The sequence below is a fragment of the Kitasatospora sp. NPDC059571 genome (assembly GCF_042735675.1).
GTDB lineage: Bacteria > Actinomycetota > Actinomycetes > Streptomycetales > Streptomycetaceae > Kitasatospora.
This window is the reverse complement of record NZ_JBHWBW010000057.1, coordinates 8368-26253: the sequence shown is the minus strand read 5'-3', so window position 1 is coordinate 26253 and position 17886 is coordinate 8368. Positions and strand designations below refer to the sequence as shown.

At 73.5% G+C, this 17886-nt stretch carries 16 protein-coding genes and 1 tRNA gene; 2 read left to right on the top strand and 15 right to left on the bottom strand.

Features of this window, described 5'->3' with window-relative positions:
* The 13 genes from ACFV0G_RS09830 to ACFV0G_RS09770 form a co-directional block, all read right to left on the bottom strand.
* Window positions 1-638: hypothetical protein (locus ACFV0G_RS09830; RefSeq protein WP_380544476.1), on the bottom strand; the 638-nt coding region annotated here is incomplete at its 3' end.
* Window positions 635-2587, bottom strand: a complete 1953-nt coding sequence (gene shc, locus ACFV0G_RS09825; RefSeq protein WP_380544473.1) for a squalene--hopene cyclase — start codon at window positions 2585-2587, stop codon at window positions 635-637. The genes shc and ACFV0G_RS09830, both read right to left, overlap by 4 nt.
* Before the next feature lie 192 nt (window positions 2588-2779).
* Window positions 2780-3943 carry a polyprenyl synthetase family protein gene (locus ACFV0G_RS09820; RefSeq protein ID WP_380544470.1) on the bottom strand — a complete coding sequence of 388 codons (1164 nt, stop codon included), beginning with the start codon at window positions 3941-3943 and terminating at the stop codon, window positions 2780-2782.
* Entirely contained in the window at window positions 3940-5340 is a 1401-nt protein-coding gene (hpnE, locus tag ACFV0G_RS09815; protein WP_380544467.1) for a hydroxysqualene dehydroxylase HpnE, read from the bottom strand. Before hpnE ends, ACFV0G_RS09820 begins: the two co-directional genes overlap by 4 nt.
* A 103-nt stretch (window positions 5341-5443) precedes the next feature.
* A complete protein-coding gene (gene hpnD, locus ACFV0G_RS09810) occupies window positions 5444-6301 on the bottom strand; it encodes a presqualene diphosphate synthase HpnD (protein ID WP_380544494.1) in 858 nt (285 codons plus the stop codon).
* Between the two features lie 41 nt (window positions 6302-6342).
* Entirely contained in the window at window positions 6343-7281 is a 939-nt protein-coding gene (gene hpnC / locus ACFV0G_RS09805) for a squalene synthase HpnC (protein ID WP_380544464.1), read from the bottom strand.
* 196 nt (window positions 7282-7477) lie between these two features.
* Window positions 7478-8257, bottom strand: a complete 780-nt coding sequence (locus tag ACFV0G_RS09800) for an ABC transporter ATP-binding protein (protein ID WP_380544491.1) — start codon at window positions 8255-8257, stop codon at window positions 7478-7480.
* Window positions 8258-8294: 37 nt separating this feature from the next.
* Window positions 8295-9164, bottom strand: a complete 870-nt coding sequence (locus ACFV0G_RS09795) for an ABC transporter permease (RefSeq protein ID WP_380544461.1) — start codon at window positions 9162-9164, stop codon at window positions 8295-8297.
* A gap of 179 nt (window positions 9165-9343) precedes the next feature.
* Window positions 9344-10228 carry a glycosyltransferase family 2 protein gene (locus ACFV0G_RS09790; RefSeq protein ID WP_380544457.1) on the bottom strand — a complete coding sequence of 295 codons (885 nt, stop codon included), beginning with the start codon at window positions 10226-10228 and terminating at the stop codon, window positions 9344-9346.
* Window positions 10225-10962 carry a CDP-alcohol phosphatidyltransferase family protein gene (locus ACFV0G_RS09785; RefSeq protein ID WP_380544488.1) on the bottom strand — a complete coding sequence of 246 codons (738 nt, stop codon included), beginning with the start codon at window positions 10960-10962 and terminating at the stop codon, window positions 10225-10227. The genes ACFV0G_RS09790 and ACFV0G_RS09785 overlap by 4 nt, the downstream gene beginning before the upstream one ends.
* Window positions 10963-11032: 70 nt before the next feature.
* The gene (locus tag ACFV0G_RS09780; RefSeq protein WP_380544454.1) at window positions 11033-12094 is read right to left on the bottom strand and encodes an iron-containing alcohol dehydrogenase family protein; all 1062 of its coding nucleotides are present in this window, start codon (window positions 12092-12094) and stop codon (window positions 11033-11035) included.
* Window positions 12082-12837, bottom strand: a complete 756-nt coding sequence (locus ACFV0G_RS09775) for a sugar phosphate nucleotidyltransferase (protein ID WP_380544451.1) — start codon at window positions 12835-12837, stop codon at window positions 12082-12084. The genes ACFV0G_RS09780 and ACFV0G_RS09775 overlap by 13 nt, the downstream gene beginning before the upstream one ends.
* Window positions 12834-14627: a DUF5941 domain-containing protein gene (locus ACFV0G_RS09770; protein ID WP_380544485.1), complete on the bottom strand. Its 1794-nt coding sequence runs from the start codon at window positions 14625-14627 to the stop codon at window positions 12834-12836. Before ACFV0G_RS09770 ends, ACFV0G_RS09775 begins: the two co-directional genes overlap by 4 nt.
* Window positions 14628-15321: 694 nt before the next feature.
* Between ACFV0G_RS09770 and idi the strand changes: the two genes are divergently transcribed.
* Complete coding sequence (gene idi, locus ACFV0G_RS09765) at window positions 15322-15945, top strand: isopentenyl-diphosphate Delta-isomerase (RefSeq protein ID WP_380544448.1); 624 nt, start codon at window positions 15322-15324, stop codon at window positions 15943-15945.
* 28 nt (window positions 15946-15973) lie between these two features.
* Here the strand turns inward: idi and ACFV0G_RS09760 are convergent, their stop codons facing one another.
* Together ACFV0G_RS09760 and ACFV0G_RS09755 are read right to left on the bottom strand one after the other, a co-directional pair.
* Window positions 15974-16501, bottom strand: a complete 528-nt coding sequence (locus ACFV0G_RS09760; RefSeq protein WP_380544482.1) for an ATP-binding protein — start codon at window positions 16499-16501, stop codon at window positions 15974-15976.
* Between the two features lie 249 nt (window positions 16502-16750).
* A complete protein-coding gene (locus tag ACFV0G_RS09755) occupies window positions 16751-17521 on the bottom strand; it encodes a PT domain-containing protein (RefSeq protein ID WP_380544479.1) in 771 nt (256 codons plus the stop codon).
* A 199-nt stretch (window positions 17522-17720) separates the two neighbouring features.
* Here ACFV0G_RS09755 and ACFV0G_RS09750 point away from each other — a divergent pair.
* A tRNA-Leu gene (locus tag ACFV0G_RS09750) sits at window positions 17721-17808 on the top strand.
* Window positions 17809-17886 lie beyond the last annotated feature (78 nt).

Below are 17886 nucleotides of genomic sequence, written 5' to 3'. Positions count from 1 at the left end.
GGCGCCCCCCGCGCCCCCGCGCGGCGCGCCCCCCCCCTCAACCGCCGCGGCGCGGCTGCGCGCGGCGCCCCCCCCCCCCCCCAGGCCAGGAGGCCGGCCGGGAGGGTCCCCGGCCGGATCAGCTCGTGCTCCGGGGTGTCGACCACCACCCGCAGGACGGCGGCGGGCAGCTCCGGACGGGTGTCGGCGCGGGCGGCGAGGATGCCGGCGGCCTCCATGTCGACCGCCAGTGCGCCGCGCTGGTGCAGGGCGCGGCGCTCGGCGCCGCGCACCACGTGGTCGGCGGTGTGGTGCAGGCCGATGTGCGTGGTCAGGCCGTGCGACTGCAGGGCCTTGGCCATCGCCCGGCCGGACTCGAGGGCGAAGACGTGGCCCTCGGCGTCGCGGACGGCGTCGGCCACGATCACGTCGCCGGGCCGCACGCCGGGGGCCACCGACGCGCCGAACCCGGCCACCACCAGGGCGCCGTAGCCGCCGCGGCCGAGGACCGCGCGCACGCTCTGCCCGGCGCGGCGGCGCCCGATGCCCGTCCGGACCAGGACCGGGGGGCCGCCGGCCCCGTCGGCCCAGTCGCCGCCGCGCAGCGCCCAGGCCTCCGGTCCGAGCGCGCAGAGCACGAGCAGGGGGTCGCCGGTCATCGTTCTCCTCCGCTCGTCGTGCCGTGCAGTGACGTTCCGGCACGGTGCCCGCCGACGCCCGCGCCGACCGGCTGCCCGGTGACGTACCGGCCGAGCGCAGTCACCGGGAAGACCAGGCGGTAGAGGTGGTAGTTGATCGAGAAGTCCCAGGGGAAGCCGGTGCCGGTGAACTGGGGTTCGTCCCAGGTGCCGTCCGGCCGCTGGGTCCGGGCGAGCCAGCGCACCCCGCGCTCGACCGCTGCGCTGTGCGCGCCGTCCGGCCCCTCGCCGGCGGCGAGCAGCGCCATCAGGGCCCAGGCGGTCTGCGAGGCGGTGGAGTCGCCGCGCCCGGCCCAGGTGGCCGGGTCGTCGTAGGAGCGCATGTCCTCGCCCCAGCCGCCGTCCGGGTTCTGTCTGCTCTCCAGCCAGTGGACCGCGCGGCGGACCGCCGGGTGGTCCTGCTCGATCCCGGCCGCGACCAGGGCGGGCAGCACCGAGCCGGTGCCGTAGATGTAGTTGGTGCCCCAGCGGCCGAACCAGGATCCGTCGGGCTCCTGGTTCTCCAGCAGCCAGGCGACCCCGCGCAGCGTGCGCGGGTCGCGGGCGCGGCCGACCTCGGCGAGCATCTCCACGACGTGCGCGGTGACGTCGGCCGACGGCGGGTCGATGACCTCGCCGAAGTCGCAGAACGGCAGCTTGTTGGGGAGCGGGCTGGTGTTGTCCACGTCGAAGGCACCCCAGGCCCCGTTGCGGGACTGCATGCCGAGGCTCCACTCGACGCCCCGGCGCACGGCGCCGGTCAGCCGGGCCGGCTCGGGGTGGGCGACCCGCCGCAGGGCGAGGACGACCTCCGCGGTGTCGTCGATGTCGGGGTAGGTGTCGTTCTGGAACTCGAACGCCCACCCGCCGGGGGCCAGCCGCGGGCGCTTCACCGACCAGTCGCCGGGGGTGGTGATCTCCTCGCCGAGCATCCAGTCGGCGGCCCGGACCAGCGCGGGATGGTCGGCTGGCAGGCCCGCGTCGCGCAGCGCGACGGTGGCCAGACAGGTGTCCCAGACCGGGGACTGGCAGGCCTCCAGCCAGCGCCGGCCGTCCTCGGTGTGCACGGTGAAACCGTCGAACGCGTCCATCCCGGCCTTCATCACCGGGTGGTCGAGCCCGTAGCCGAGCAGGTGGAGCGCGATCAGCGAGTAGACGGCCGGCGGCTGGATGCCGCCCCAGCAGCCGTCGGCCTCCTGCCGGTCGACGATCCACCGGCCCGCCCGGGCGAGCGCGACCCGGCGCAGCGGCCGCACCGCGTAGCGGTGGTAGTGGTGCATCAGCCGGTCGAGGCGCTGGAAGAGGCCGTCCCAGGTGGCCGCGGGCGCGAGCGGCCGGACGCGGTGCGGGTCGGCCGGGTCGGTGTGGAGTTCGGTGAGGGTGAACGGCCCGGGCCGTACCGGGCGGTGTGCGGAGACCACGGTCAGCGGCACGATGGTCTGCCGGGCCCACTGGCCGAAGGCGTAGATGTTGAGCGGTGCCCAGCGGGGCAGGAAGAGGATCTCGGGTGGCAGCTCGGGGAGTCTGTCCCACGGCCACCAGCCGAAGAGGGCCAGCCAGATCCGGGTGAAGACGCGGGTCGCGGCGATGCCGCCGGACTCCCGGACGTACCGGGCCGCGGCCTGCATGTGGGGGGCGTCGGGGGTGTCCCCGGCGAGTCTCAGGGCGACGTACGCCTCGACGGTGGTGGAGAGCTCGGGCGGCCCGCCGTGGAAGGTCGCCCAGGTGCCGTCCGCGCGCTGCTGCGAGCGGATCCAGGCTGCCGTGGCCCGGGTCTGGTCCGCGGTGCGGACCCCCAGGAACTCGCGCAGTAACAAGTCCTCGGCGTCCATGGTGACGTTGGTCTCCAGGTCGCCCTTCCACCAGCCCTCCGGGCTCTGCAGTGACAGCAGGTGGGCGGTGGCCCGCTCCAGCGTCTCCGCGACCGGCACATCGTCAGATGGTCCTACCGCAGTCGGGGCGTCGGCGGGGACTGCGGCGTCGGGGGGCGGAACGGGGCCGTCCGGCACCGGCACCTGCCGGGCGGTCACCCGGTCAGGTGCCACTCGGCGGTCACCCACCGCGACCGGCTCGGAATCGTACTCGGGGTCGAGCCGGCCGCCCGCGGTTGCTGTCAATTCACGTCACCTCTCTCGTACCACCACGAATTCGGCGAGTGCGACGAAGTGCTCGTGCACCTCGTCGGTCATCGGCACCTCGTCCAGTGCGGCGAGGGCCGTGCGGTGCTGGCGGCGGGCCTCCTCCTGAGTCCAGGCCCGGCCACCCGCCTCCTCGATCAGGCCGGCGCGGGCGGCGAGCTGCTCCTCGCTCTCCTCGCCCCGGCCCTTCGGGTCGGCGAGCTCTTCGGCCAGCCGGCGGGAGGCGGCGCCGCCCTCGGCGAGCGCGGCGCAGACCGGCAGCGACTTCTTGCGCTGGCGCAGGTCGCCCCAGTGCGGCTTGCCGGTGACCTCGGTGGCGCCCCAGATCCCCAGCAGGTCGTCAACGGCCTGGAAGGCCAGGCCGAGGTGGTAACCGTAACGCTGGAGCGCGTCGGACACCCGGTCGTCGGCGCCGGCCAGGACGGCGCCGATCGCGGCGGAGGCCGCCAGCAGGGCGCCGGTCTTGCCGCCCTCCATCTGCAGGCACTCCTCCACGGTGACCACGTCGCGCTGCTCGAAGGCGACGTCCATGGCCTGGCCGTCGATGAGCCCGCGGGTGGCGGTGGTGATCAGCCGGACGGCGCGCGCGGCGTCCGCCGCACTCGCCCCGCCCGTGACGGCAGCGTCCAGCAGCACCTCGGTGCCCAGCGTTGCGAGGGCATCGCCGACCAGGATCGCCTGGGCCGGGCCGAAGACCGTCCACGCCGTGGCACGGTGCCGTCGGGTCTCGTCACCGTCCATCAGATCATCATGGAGCAGGGAGAAGTTGTGCACCAGTTCAACGGAGACCCCTCCGGGCACTCCCACCTCGGGCGATGCACCGGCCGCCTCCGCCGACAGCAGGGCCAGCGCGGGACGCACGGCCTTGCCGCCGTCGCCCGCGGCCGGGTTGCCGGCCCGGTCGATCCAGCCGAAGTGGTACGCCCCGACGGTGTCCATGGGTGCCGCCAGACGGGCGACGGCCTCGCGCAGCGACGGGGTGCACATGGTCCGGCCGCGCGCCAGCAGGTCGAGCACCGACGGGGTGTCCTTCACCGAGCCGCCGGCCTGGGTGCGAGCCTCCACGAACGTTCCCTCTCCATGCGTAGGCCCGGCCGGTGCGGTCGGCAGGCCCGGTGTGTTCTCAGTCGTGATGGGGCGGGCCGTCATCGCGGCCACCGCCCGTCGCCCCGGTCGGCGGGCAGCCGCCGCCCGGAGCCGGCGAGTGCGGCGTCGGCCGCGGCATGGCCGCTGCGCACCGCGCTCTCCATGGTCGCGGGCCACCCGGTGGCCGTCCACGAGCCGGCCAGCAGCAGGCCGGGGACGTCCGTCCGTGCGGCGGGCCGCAGTGCGGCGGTGCCCGGGGCCGGGTCGAAGGTGGCCGTCCGCTCGCGGGTGACGAAGAAGTCCAGCACCCGCGCCTCCCGGGCGCCCGGGATCAGCCGCGCCAGCTCCGGCAGGTAGCGGCTGCGCAGCTCGGCGACCGGCAGGTCGATCTCGTCCTGCACGGCCGACTGCGACAGGGCCAGGTACTGGGCGCCCGGCACCGCCAGCCCGGAGTGCGCCGTCCGGTCGAAGACCCACTGCACCGGGGAGCCGAGCGCCGCGAAGAACGGGCGGCGCAGCAGCCGGCGGTCGTAGACCACGTGGACGTTGAGGATCGGCGCGGTGCCCAGCTCCGCCAGGCGGTGCTGGGCCGGGATCGAGCCGGGCGGCAGCAGCGCGGCGGCAGCGTCCTGCGCGCCGGCCAGCACCACGGTGTCCGCGGTGAGCAGCTCGCCGTCGTCCAGCCGGACGGCGTGCCGCTCGGCGGGCTTGAGCTCGACCGCCCGGGTGCGCAGCCGGACCTGGACGCCGGCCCGCTCCAGCTCGGCCAGCGCGGCGTCGTGGTGGATCTCGCCGAGCGGGACGTTCGCCATGCCGATGTCGGAGGCCCCGGGGTCGGAGAGCAGGCCGGTCTTGAACACCATCGCGGCCAGCGCGAGCGAGGTCTGCTCCGCGGTGGCGTTGAGGGTGGCGACGCCCACCAGGTCCCACAGGGCGGCGACGGTGGCCGGGGTCTGGCCGTGCCGGCGCAGCCACTCGCCGAAGGAGAGCCCGTCCAGCGCCGGGTCGGCCAGGTCGAGCGCCTTCAGGGCGAGCGCGGCGCGGACCACCCGCAGCCGGTCGGCGGGGCCGAGGTGCGGGTACGACGCGAGGCTGGCGGCGAGGTGCAGCGGCACCGGCAGCCCGGCCCGGCGCAGCCGGCCGAAGGTCCGCCGGCCGGCGGCGTCCACCCCGAGCACCGGGACGTCCAGCCGGGGCTGGAGATCCACCAGTCGGCCCGCACCCAGGCGGTCGATCAGGCCGCGGTACGCGGTGCAGCAGCGCAGATACACGTGCTGCCCGTTGTCGACGGTGAGGTCACCGCGGCGGAACGAGAAGGCCAGGCCGCCGAGGCGCGGCCGGGTCTCCAGCAGGGTGACCCGGTGGTCGGCCTCGGCCAGCCGCAGGGCGGCGGTGATGCCGGCCAGGCCGCCGCCGACCACGACGGCGGCGGGGCGCTCCGCCGGCGTCCGTGTCGTCATGCTCCGCACCCCCTGCCGTGGTCCCGACGCTTCCTGGTGGACAACAACACCGCATCCGTCCGTGATTCCCTGTTGACACAGCGTGACATACCTGGCGAAAGAATCAAGAACGCCCTCCGGCGAGCCCGGACAGCGCCACGTACGCCTTCTCCCAGCCCGGCAGGGAGACGCGGCCGCGCAGCACCGACTCCGGCTCCGCGGCGATCCGGCCGAGCAGCCGGTGGTAGATGCCGGCCATCGCGGCGGTGCAGGCCCGGCTGCGGCGGTCGAGCATGGGCAGCAGCCGCAGGCCCTCCTCGAAGGCGGCCTGGGCGCGCTGCGCCTCGAAGGCGACCAGCCCGGCGAAGTCGGCGCCGGGCGGCGGCACGGGCGAGCCGAAGCCGTCCTCGCAGCCGAACCGGACGAGGTCCTCGGTGGGCAGGTAGGTGCGGCCGTTCGCGGCGTCCTCGCGGACGTCGCGCAGGATGTTGGTGAGCTGCAGGGCCAGGCCGAGGGTGTCGGCGTAGCGCTCGCCGAGCTCGGGGTCCTCGCAGCCGTACACGCCGAGTGACAGCCGGCCGATCGAGCCGGCCACGCACCGGCAGTAGACCTTGAGGTCGTCGAAGGTCCGGTACTCGACGCCCTTGAGGTCCATCTCGACGCCGTCGATCAGCTCGTCGAAGCCGCCGAGCGGGATCGGGAAGCGCCGGGCGGCGTCCGCCAGCGCGACCTTGATCGGGTCGGTGTCGTCCTCGCCGACGCCGCCGGAGCGGATCTCCTCCAGCAGCGCGCGGGTGCGGCCCAGCTGCTCGGCCTTGCGCTCGGCGGGCAGGTCGCCGTCGCCGATGTCGTCCACCCGGCGCGCGAGGGCGTAGAGCGCGGACATGGCCAGCCGCTTGGGCTCCGGCAGCAGCCGGATGCCGTAGCTGAAGTTGCGGGCCTGCAGTCCGGTGACCGCCTCGCAGTACCGGTAGGCCGCCATGACCGGCGCCGACGCCAGTGGTGATGCCGCCACGCGGGCGTTCACCTTCCCTTCGCGAAGAGTGCCGCCGCCCGCAGCGCGAGGCGGCGCTTGTCCGGCTTCGCCTGCTGGGCGAGCACGTCGTACCCGGCGGCCCCGACGGCCTCCAGGGCCGCGTACCCGCCCGCGGTGAACCCCGCGAGCAGCAGCCGTAGCCTCCCGTGAACCGTACCCACCAGCGGCGCGCCTCGGTCCAGCAGGGTCCGGGCCCGGTCGGCCTCGTACGCGACCAGGTCGCGCACCCGCGGGGAGGCGGTCGGCCGGGCCAGGTCGGCCTCGGTGACGCCGTAGGCCGCCATGGCCTCGGCGGGCAGGTAGATCCGGCCGCGGCCGAGGTCCTCGGCGACGTCCTGGAGGTGCTCGACGATCTGCAGGCCGGTGCAGATGGCGTCGGAGAGGGCGACCCGCTCGGGGGTCGAGACCCCGGCGATGGCCAGCACCAGTCGGCCGACCGGGTCGGCGGAGAGCGTGCAGTAGCCGAGCAGGTCGTCGTGGGTGGCGTAGCGGGTGGTGGTCTGGTCGACGCGGTTGGCCTCGATCAGCCGCCGGAACGGCTCGGGGGTGACCGGGTGCCGCCGGGCGAGCGGGACGAGCGCGCGTATCAGCGGGTGGCGGGGCGGCTCGGCGGCGGCGTCGAGCGCGGCCTCGAAGGCCCGGTCGAGGTCGCTCTCCAGGGCGTCCAGCAGGCCGAGCCGGAAGGCCGTCGGGTCGGGGTCGGCCGCGCCGGCCGGGTCGGCCCCGAGCAGCTCGGCGACCCGCTCCGGCTCGGCGAGGTCGCCGTCGCCGGCGTCGTCGACCAGCCGGGCGAAGCCGTAGACCGCCATCAGGTCGGTGCGCCAGGCGGCGGGCAGGAAGGCCGGTGCGACCGGGAAGTTCTCCAGATCGGCCTTGTCCAGGGTGGTGTCGTCCGTTCGGGTGAGGCCCGTCCGGTCGCCGCCCACCCCAACACCATCCGTCTTATTGTCTGATTTGGCCGAAGCCGCCACTGCCGTCACTCCCCCGTTCTACACCGGTGCCGCCGCCGCGTCCGCGTCGGACACGCCTCCCGCACCCGGTCAGGGCATCCCTCACCACCGCACGGCACAGGGCCGGTGCCCCGGGGCGAACCCCGGGCACCGGCCCCGTCACGGGCAGCGATCAGCCCTGGTTGTGCTTCTCGTACGCGCGGACGACCTCGTCGGTGTGCCCGTCCATGATGAGCTCACCCTTCTCGATCCAGATGGTGCGCTCGCAGGTGTCGCGGATCGCGTTGTTGTTGTGGCTGACCAGGAAGACCGTGCCGGCCTCCTTGCGCAGCTCACGGATCCGGGCCTCGGAGCGGCGCTGGAACTTCTGGTCGCCGGTGGCCAGGGCCTCGTCGATCAGCAGCACGTCGTGGGTCTTCGCCGCGGCGATGGAGAACCGCAGGCGGGCCGCCATGCCGGAGGAGTACGTGCGCATCGGCAGCGAGATGAAGTCGCCCTTCTCGTTGATGCCCGAGAAGTCGACGATCTCCTGGTAGCGCGCCTTCACCTCGGCGGGGGACATGCCCATCGCCAGGCAGCCGAGGACGACGTTGCGCTCACCGGTGAGGTCGTTCATCAGCGCCGCGTTGACGCCCAGCAGGGACGGCTGGCCGTTGGTGTAGATGCCGCCGCGCTCGGTCGGCAGCAGGCCCGCGATCGCCGCCAGCATGGTCGACTTGCCGGAGCCGTTGGAGCCGATCAGGCCGACCGCCTCGCCCTTGTAGGCGGTGAAGCTGATGCCGCGGACGGCGTGCACCTCGCGGATGGCCGGCGACTTCTTGCGGGAGATGATCCGGCTCAGCGCCGAGGTGGCACTGCCCTTGCCGGAACCCGCGCCGTGCACCTTGTAGACGATGTGCACGTCGTCGGCGACCACGGTCGGCACGCGGGTCTCGCTGATCGCTTGGCCCATGGCGGGGTCTGCTCCTCGAACGGGGGTGGAAATGGTGTCAGCCACGGCCGTACTCCTCCTCGGCGCGCCAGAAGAACACGAAGCCCAGCACGAAGGCGCCGACCGCCCAGGCGAGGGCGATCGCCCAGATGTGGTTCGGCAGCGTCAGGTGGTGGTGCGGGTAGTAGTGCTTGCTGAAGGTGGTCGGCATGAACGCGTAGCGCATCAGGTCCATGTAGATGGACGCCGGGTTCCACGACAGCAGGGTCTTGGCGAACGGCGGCCAGTTCGCGATGGCGCCCTGGATGCTGTACATGACGCCCGAGATGTACATCCAGGTGCGCAGCAGGAACGGCATCAGCTGGGAGATGTCCGAGGTCTTCGAGCCGATCCGGGCCATGATCATCGCCAGGCCGGTGTTGAACAGGCACTGCAGGATCAGCGTCGGGATGATCAGCAGCCAGGTCATGCCCGGCATCTGGCCGCTCGCCATCACGATGCCCACCAGCACGACCATCGAGATCAGCAGCTGCTGGAGCTGGATGACGGTGAAGGCGACCGGGAGGCTGGCGCGCGGGAAGTGCAGCGCGCGGATCAGGCCCAGGTTGTCGGAGATCGACCGGGTGCCGGCCTGGATGGCGCTCTGCGAGAACTGGAAGACGAAGACGCCGATGCAGAGCCACGGGAGGTACTCGGGGATGCCGTCACGGGTCTTCATCATGACGCCGAAGACCAGGAAGAACACCGCGCAGTTCAGCAGCGGCGTCAGCACCTGCCACAGCTGGCCGAGCTTGGCCGTGGTGTACTGCGCGACCAGGCGGGCGGTGGCGAAGGCCACGATGAAGTGCCGCCTCGCCCACAGCTGCCGGATGTAGGCGGGCAGCGTCGGACGGGCGCCGCTGACCGTCAGGCCGTACTTGGCGGCCATCTCCTTTTGGGTCAGACCCGCGTCAGCCCCGGCGGGTGTGGAGAGGCTGACCTGGTCACTCACTGTCGACACATTCGTCCTTCACGGGATCGGAAGTCCGTTCCGCGGGGCGGTCCGGGTTGATCCACAGGGATCACGGGGGATATTCCGACCGGCAGTGGGGCTGCCGGCTACTGCCATCAGATAACGGGCGGCCGACCCAACCTGGTCAATCGCCATACAGTACGCCATCGCATCGGCCGTCGCGGACCGCAGGGCTCGCGCCAGCCGGCCTTGAACCCGCCCAGCCAGGCCTTCAGCGCGTCACCGGACGGGCGGCGGGCCACCGTGAGCAGGAACCAGGTCCCCAGATAGAGAGGCACCAGGGGGGCCGGAAGGTTCCGTCGGGCCAGCCACACGCGGTTGCGGGCCACGTTGTGGAAGTAGCTGGCGTGCCGCGCCGGCGACGTGGTGGGGTGGTGCAGCACCACGTCGGCGCGGTAGTCGATGGTCCAGCCGGCGTCCTGTGCGCGCCAGGCGAGGTCGGTCTCCTCGTGCGCGTAGAAGAACTCCGCCGGCAGCTGGCCCGCCTGCGGGAAGACCGCGGTGCGCACGGCACTGGCGCCGCCCAGGAAGGTGGTCACCCGGGAGGAGCGCAGCGGGTCGCTGGCGCGCAGCCGGGGGACGTGCCGGCGCTGGGTGACACCGGTCTCCGGGTCGGCGATCCGGAACGAGACGATGCCGAGCGCCGGGTCCTCGGTGAAGGCGCGGCGCAGCAGCTCCGCGGAGTCGCGGCCGGGCAGCAGGCCGTCGTCGTCGAGGAAGAGCACCACGTCGACGTCCCGGCCGTCCGGGCCGAACAGCTCGATGCCGACGTTGCGGCCGCCCGGGATGCCGAGGTTCTCGGCGGTCTCGGTGGCGCGGACGTCCGCGGGCAGGACGGGCAGCGGCGCACCGTTGGCGACCACCGCGATCTCCACCGGCGGGCCGTCCTGGGCGCGCACCGACTCGATGAGCGCGTTGAGCTCCGCGGGGCGGTTGCCCTGGGTGATGATGACGGCGCCCAGCCGCAGCGCGTCGCTCATCGCAGCCTGCTGGACAGGACGATGCTGAGCAGGTGGAGCACGGTCTGCAGCATGGCGATGGCGGCGAGCACCACGACGGCCAGGCGGGTGAAGTAGAGACCGCCGTGGACCGCGTCGGCGATGCCGGCCGCGAGGATGAAGAGCGAGGCCTCGACGGCGCCGACCAGGCGGTGGAACTTCAGCAGCGAGGCGGCCCGGCGGGCCTTGGCGACACCGGCCGAGCGCGGCACCGAGGCGCTGTCCTCGACGGCGGTCATCCCGCTGCGGGCGCGGGCCACGTCCACCAGGTCGGTCTCGGACTTGATCAGGATCGCGCCGAGGGCGGCCAGGGTGCCGAGGAAGGCCCACTGCCACGCGGCGGCGGTGCCCTCCTGGTGGAACAGGTCGGTCGCGCGCAGGCCCAGGCCGGTGAGCAGCGCGGCCTCGGACATGTAGTGGCCGACCCGGTCCAGGTAGACGCCGGTGAGCGAGGTCTGCCGGCGCCACCGGGCGACCTCGCCGTCGACGCAGTCCAGCAGCAGGTAGACCTGGATCAGCAGGGCGCCGAGCACGGCGCCGGCCAGGCCGGGGATCACCAGCGCGGCGCCGGCCAGGATGCCGGTCAGCATCATCAGGTAGGTCAGGCCGTTTGGCGTGATGAAGGTGACGGTGCTCAGCACGCGGGTGATCCGCAGCGAGATCTTCCGCATGTAGAGGCGGCCGGCCCAGTGCTCCGCGCTGCGGCGCTGGAGCATGCCCTCCGGGTGGATGACGGCGCGCAGCTCCTCGATGGAGGGCCGGCGGGTCAGGTCGACCGGGGGGCGGTCAGCGGTGGACTGATTGGACATAGTCGGCGTACGCGTCCCTGATGTCGGATGGGGAGAGGTCGAGGTGTTCCAGGATGGTGAAGCGTCCCGGGCGGGTGTTCGGGGCGTAGTGCACCGCCTCGGTGAACTCCGCCTCGGTGAAGCCGATCTGCTCAGCGGTGACCGGCAGGCCGTGGCTCGCCAGCCGGTCCGCGATCAGACCGGAGAGCTCGCGCTCGCCCCGCAGGAAGCTGGCGAACGCTGCGCCGAGGCCGCACTGCTCGCCGTGCTGGGCGGACCGCTTGGGGTACAGCACGTCCAGGGCATGCGAGATCTCGTGGCAGGCGCCCGAGGAGGGCCGGGTGCTGCCCGCGATGTTCATCGCGATGCCGGACAGTACCAGGGCTTCCGACAGGGCCAGCAGGAGGTCCTCGTCCTCCAGCGAACCGGGGTGGCGCAGCAGGTTCTCACCGGCCGAGCGGGCCATCGCGACGGCCAGGCCGTCGACCGGCTCGCCGGTGATCCGGTGCGAGAGCTCCCAGTCGGCGCAGGCCGAGATGTTGGAGACCACGTCGCCGATGCCGGCCGCGACGAAGCGCTGCGGGGCCTTGCGGATGACGTCGAGGTCGACCACGATCCCGATCGGGCTGGGCACCCCGTAGGAGCCGCGGCCGGCGTCGTTGTCCAGGGTCGAGACCGGGGAGCAGATGCCGTCGTGCGCGAGGTTGGTGGCGACCGCGACCAGCGGCAGTCCGACCCGGGCCGCGGCGTACTTCGCGGCGTCGATGATCTTGCCGCCGCCGAGGCCGACGATGGCGTCGAAGTGGCCGCCGCGCATCTGGTCGGCGAGGCGTACCGCGCTGTCCAGGGTGCCGTCGGCGACCTCGTACCAGGCGGCGCCCGGGAGCAGCGGTTCCAGCCGCTCCCGGAGCACCGTGCCGGAGCCGCCACTGATCGCCACCGCTATCCGCCCGGAGGCGGACAGCCGCTGGTCGGCGAGGATCCCGCCGAGAGCGTCGAGCGCGCCGGGGCGGATCTCGACGAAGAGCGGCGAGGGCAGCAGCCGGGTCAGTACTGGCACGCGATCTCCCGGGCGCGGGCGAGGTCGTCGTGGTTGTCGACCTCGACCCAGGAGACCTCGCCGATCGGCTGCACGTCGATGCGCAGGCCGCGGTTGACCATCTCCTGGTAGCCGTCCTCGTAGTACAGCTGCGGGTCGCGCTCGAAGGTGGCCTGCAGGGCGTCGGCCAGGGCGTCCTTGGCGGACGGGTTGATGACCGTCACGCCGATGTACTCGCCGGTGGCCTCGGAGGGGTCCATCAGCTTGGTGATGCGGCGCATGCCGAGGGCGGGGTCGACGACGACCTTCATCTCCTCGTCGGCGAGCTTCTTCACGGTGTCCAGGGCGAGCAGGATGCCGGGGGCGGTGCCCTCCGCGGTCAGCCGGGCGTTGCCCTCGATCATGGTGCGCTGCACGGACGCCGGGTGCACGGTGTCGCCGTTGGCGAGCAGCAGGCCCTCGCCGAACAGCTCGCGGGCGCACCACAGGGAGTAGGCGTTGTTCCACTCCTCGGCCTTGTCGTTCTCGACCAGGGTGAGCTTGACGCCGTACTTCTGCTCCAGCGCGTCCTTGCGGTCGTACACGGCCTCCTTGCGGTAGCCGACCACGATCGCGGCCTCGCGCAGCCCCACCTCGGCGAAGTTGCCGAGGGTGAGGTCCAGGACGGTCCGCTCCCCGTCGACCGGCACCAGCGCCTTGGGCAGGGTGTCGGTGTAGGGGCGGAGCCGGCGGCCGGCGCCGGCTGCCAGGACGAGGCCGATCATGCGGTGTCTCCTGATTCGTCGTGTTCTGCCGTGGCGTCGCCGAACACCCAGAAGTGGATGGACTCGGCGACGACGACCAGGGCCAGGACGGCGGCCAGCGCCACCAGCACGCCCTGCAGGGCGGCCGCTCCGGGCCCCTCGTGGCCGACGGCCCCCACGGGGGTGCCGCCGTACACGAGGACGGCGCAGAGGGTGACGAGCAGCGCCCGGCCCTCCTGTCCGCCGGTCGCGCGAACCAGCCAGCGGGCCGGCGCGCCGGTGCCGCCGCGGAGGCGGTACACCGTGTCGTAGTGATGGTAGGCGACGGCCCCGACCAGCCCGAACGCGGCCGGGAGGCTCGCGGTGTCCAGGCGCAGCACCAGCGCGAGCACGGTCAGGTACTCGCCGGCGCGGAAGAACGCGGGGGCCAGCCAGTCCAGTGCGCCGTTGAGCTTGCGGGCGGTGACCAGCGAGCAGAGCAGGACGTAGCCGGCGGCGGCGCCGACCGAGGCCCAGGTGCCGCCGAGCACGTACACGGCGGCGGGCAGGCCGGCCGCGGCGAGCGCGGCGACGAGCGGGACGGCGAGCGCCGGGAGGCGGCGCGCGACCGGGCGGAGCACCGGGGCGAGCAGCTCGGCGAGCGGGCCGGCGTCGGCGAGGATCGCGACCTCGCGGGCGGCCTGGTCGGTGCGCGGGCGGCGCCGGTTGACGGAGCGGAGCACCCGGCCGGCGGTGGTGTAGCAGCAGGCCAGGGCGCAGCCGACGAGCAGCACGGTGAGCGTGGTGCGCGGCGTGGTGAGGGCGGTGAGCAGGGCTATCAGGGCCCAGCGCTCGCCGATCGGCAGCACGATGATGCGCCGGGCCCAGACCGTCCAGCCGACCCGGTCGAGGCGGTTGGACAGCTGCGCGGTGGGGCTGGTGTTCCCGGTCTGCGCCTTGGTGCCGGCGGTGACCGGGTTGCGGGCGGTCTCCTGGTCGGCGGCCATGAAGGCGAAGTCGACGCTGTGCCGGAAGGTCATCAGCACCATCGCGGCCAGCGCCAGCGCCCACACGTGATCGCCGCCGCGGCCGGCGGCGATCGCCAGGCCCGCATAGAAGGAGTACTCCTTGGCCCGGTCGAAGGTGGCGTCGAGCCAGGCGCCGACCGTGGAGTACTGCAGCGAGTAGCGGGCGAGCTGCCCGTCGGTGCAGTCCAGGACGAAGGAGAAGAGCAGCAGGAGGCCGGCGCCGACCAAGCCCGCGCGGGTCGCGGTGGCGGCGCTGGCCGCCGCGGCGAGGGCGGTGACCAGGGACGCGGTGGTGACCTGGTTCGGGGTGAGGCCGCGACGGGCGCACCAGCGCGCGAGGTAGCGCGAGTACGGGCTGACGCAGTAGGTGGTGAAGAAGCCGTCGCGGGCCTTGACCGCGCGGCGCAGCCGGACGGCCTCCTCGTCCACCGCGGCGACGGCGGCGCGGGCGGCGGCCAGCTCCTCGCCGGTGGCGGGCACGGTGGCGACCAGGGTGCCGAGCTCCGGGCGCTGGACGGGCACGCCGTCCTGCTGGAGGGCGTCGGCCAGGGCGTCGGGCAGGCTCCCGCCGGCGGCGGGCTGCCCGGCCAGGCGGCGGGCGGCGGCGAGCAGGGCGTCCCGGGCCGGGGCGCCGGCCACGGCGACGGCGCCGGGCAGGGCGCCGGCCGGGAAGCGCGGGTCGGTGAGCGCCAGGCGCAGGGCGTGCCGGTGGCCGACGAAGCCTGCGTCCAGGACCGCGATGCGCTCGGCGCTCTCCTCCGCCAGCAGGGCGGCGGCCTCGGCGGCATCACGGGCGTGCAGCACCCGGTCGAAGCCGAGCGCGGCGAGATCGGCGGTGAGGCCGCCGGGGGCCGGGTCCGGCCCGGCGGTGCGGCGGCCCGGCCCGGCCTGGGCGGGGATGGGCACCGTGGTCACGGTGGCGGTGGCGCCGGGTGCGGCGGAGCCGAGGGCCCCCGTCCCGGTGGGCTGGAGCGGGCCGCCGGCCCCGTAGGCGGCGGCCCGTTCGGAGCCGGTCACGATCACAGTGGACAGCGGGACTCACTCCCTGGCGGTGGTGTGCGGTCCGGCCACAACGGAGTGCGGTGGGACGGTACGTGGTGGTGGCGCCGGACCTCGGGCCGACGCACCGGTTGAGGCTACCGGACGGTCCGTTTACCCCCGAAAACGGGCGGTCCCTGCTACGGGGGCGGTCGGCCGGGGGTGCGGCGGGCGGCACGGGGCCGCGGGGTTCGGCAACCGACGGGCGGGGGCGGCGGTCGGGCCGTCGGATCATCATTCCGGACGGCCCGCCCCGCGTTCAAGCGGCCCACCGGTAGATATCGGGCGTATGCCCGCTCTTCGAACGGACACAAGGTGAAGAGTCCGCGACGAACCCGATCACCGATCGAACACATCAACCGGTCATTCGCCTGTTCCCGGGCCCGGTGTGCGTCGCTCCGGCAGCGGTTCCCGACATGGGGCAGACTTGGGCCCCGACGCCACTTGCGAAGGGGACCTCATGCCCGACACCTCGTCGACCAGCCGGACTCAGCTCACCACCGAGATCGGCTCCGGCACCGACGCCGACCAGCCCTCTGCGGGAGCGGAGATCCTGCTGGAGCTCGTCGACGACGACGGTCTGACCATCGGCACCGCGGAGAAGCACTGGGCCCACCAGCAGCCGGGCCGACTGCACCGCGCGTTCTCGGTCTTCCTCTTCGACCAGCACGGCCGGCTGCTGCTCCAGCAGCGGGCGCTCAGCAAGTACCACTCCCCCGGCGTGTGGTCGAACACCTGCTGCGGCCACCCGTACCCGGGCGAGCAGCCGTTCGCCGCCGCCGCCCGGCGCACCGCCGAGGAGCTCGGCACGGCGCCGGCGCTGCTCTGCGAGGCCGGCACCGTCCGCTACGACCTGCCCGACGAGGCCTCCGGCCTGATCGAGCGGGAGTGGAACCACCTGTTCGTCGGGCTGGTCACCGCCGAGCCGAAGCCCGACCCGGCGGAGGTCGCGGACTACCGCTTCGTGACCGCGCAGGAGCTCAAGGAGCTCCAGGAGGCCAAGCCGTTCTCGGTGTGGTTCCGGACGGTCTTCGAGGCCGCGCTGCCCGGGATCCGCGAGATCACCGGCGGACGCGACTGGTAGCACCGCGGGTCCGCCGGAGCCCTCGGGCTCAGACCCGCCAGCCGCCGCCGTCCGGCTCCGCCCTCCGCGGGGCCGGCAGCGGCAGCGAGGCCCAGACCACCTTGCCGCCCTCGCCGGTGCGCTCCACGTCGCAGACGCCGCCGGCCTGCAGGGTGATGCTCTTGACCAGCAGCAGGCCCCGGCCGCCCAGCTTCCCGAGGTCGCTCTCCAGGGCCTTCGGGCGGTAGGGGTGGGCGTCCTCGACCGAGATCCGCACCCAGCCGTCGCCGATCACCAGCTCGGTGACCAGGCGGGGCGAGACCACGGCTGCGTGGGTGACGGCGTTGCTGACCAGCTCGGAGACGATGAGCAGCAGGTCGTCGACCACCTCCTGGTACCGCTCGCCCCCCATGCCCTGGGCCAGCAGGCGGTCGCGCACCGCATGCCTGGTCTGCGGCACCGAGGCCTCCTCGGTCGCCGCGACGAAGCGCCACACACCGGGATCGGGCGCGGCGCCGCGGCGTCTCGCCGCCGGTCGCGGCGCCGTCGTCTCGGCCGCCCCGCTGATCTGTTCCACGTCAGCCACCCTTCGCACTGTGACGGGAGGCTCGTCCGTACAGCCGCACGCACGGGGCGCCGCCGACCGGCGGCTGCTCGGGATTCGGGCGTTCCGCTCAAGGCTCCCTTGGTCCACAGAGGCTAGGAGAGCACCCGTCCCCCCTTGGTAAAGGGACTGGAACTAGGCGGCGGGTGAACTCTTCCGACCACATGCGGACGCAATCGGACCTGTTGGTTCCGATCACGATTCGTTGTACCAGCGGATCGGTCAGTCTGGAGGCGGTTTCCCCAGATCAGCACGGTCCGCTCCCAGGTCCGCCGCCGCGGGCGGACCCCCGGGCGGACCGGCGGATTGTCCGGTCGGCTGCCCGACGGGCTGTGCGGTGGGTTCTCCGGCGGGTTGTCCGGTGGGCGGGAGGGTGCCGGCCTGCGCGGCCGTCTCGGCCTCCGCCGCGGCCCGCGCCTCGCCCACCATCCCGATCATCCGGCGACCGCCGATGCCCATACTGATCAGCCCCAGGCCGTCGAAGAGCAGCCACAGCGAGAAGTACAGTCCGAGGGTGTACCGCGAGGTGCTCGGCCACTGCCCGAGCACCAGCAGGCCGAGGACCACGTCCAGCGTCCCCACCAGCAGCGTCCAGCCGAACTGCGGTCCGCGCACGGCGATCCCGCCCACCAGCCGGAAGGTGCCGGCGCTCAGGAACAGCAGGGCCGCGAACAGCGTCAGGCCGTCCGGCGCCGCATGCGGCCGGACCACCAGGACCAGGCCCGCCGCGAGGTTCAGTGCCGCCACCGCCGAGCCGAGCCAGAAGTAGTTCTCCTTCCGGTTCAGCACGGCGTGGACCAAGCCGACCAGCCCGCCGAACAGCAGCAGCCAGCCGAACAGCAGCATGCCGGTCACCGTCGCGAACGCGGTGTACAGCAGCCCGAAAATCGCCGCCGCAGCCAGCAGCGCACCCAGCCACACGAGCGCCCCGTACCGGCGGCGCAAGCCGCGCTCCGGCTGCACCTGTCCTGCCGCCGCTCTCCGCCGTCCCAGCACCACGCGCGCCTCCCGACCGATCGACCCCGCGGACTCGCCTGCCCGCTCCGGCCCCCTCCACACACATTCGCCCGGATTCGTCCGAATCGCCCGCCGGACAGGACAGAAACGCAGGTGAGAAGCACTCCCGCAGCCTGGTAGTGTTCTCTCTGTCGCCAGGGGGCGAAGGAAACGGAAACCCCAGGCAACACACCCCGTCCGGGTGGCGGAATGGCAGACGCGCTAGCTTGAGGTGCTAGTGCCCTTTATCGGGCGTGGGGGTTCAAGTCCCCCCTCGGACACCAGTGAATGTGCGGGTCAGGATGAATCCTGAACCCCACAATTGGGTTTCCGGGCGACGGCCCCGCCCCCCGCAGGCCCGG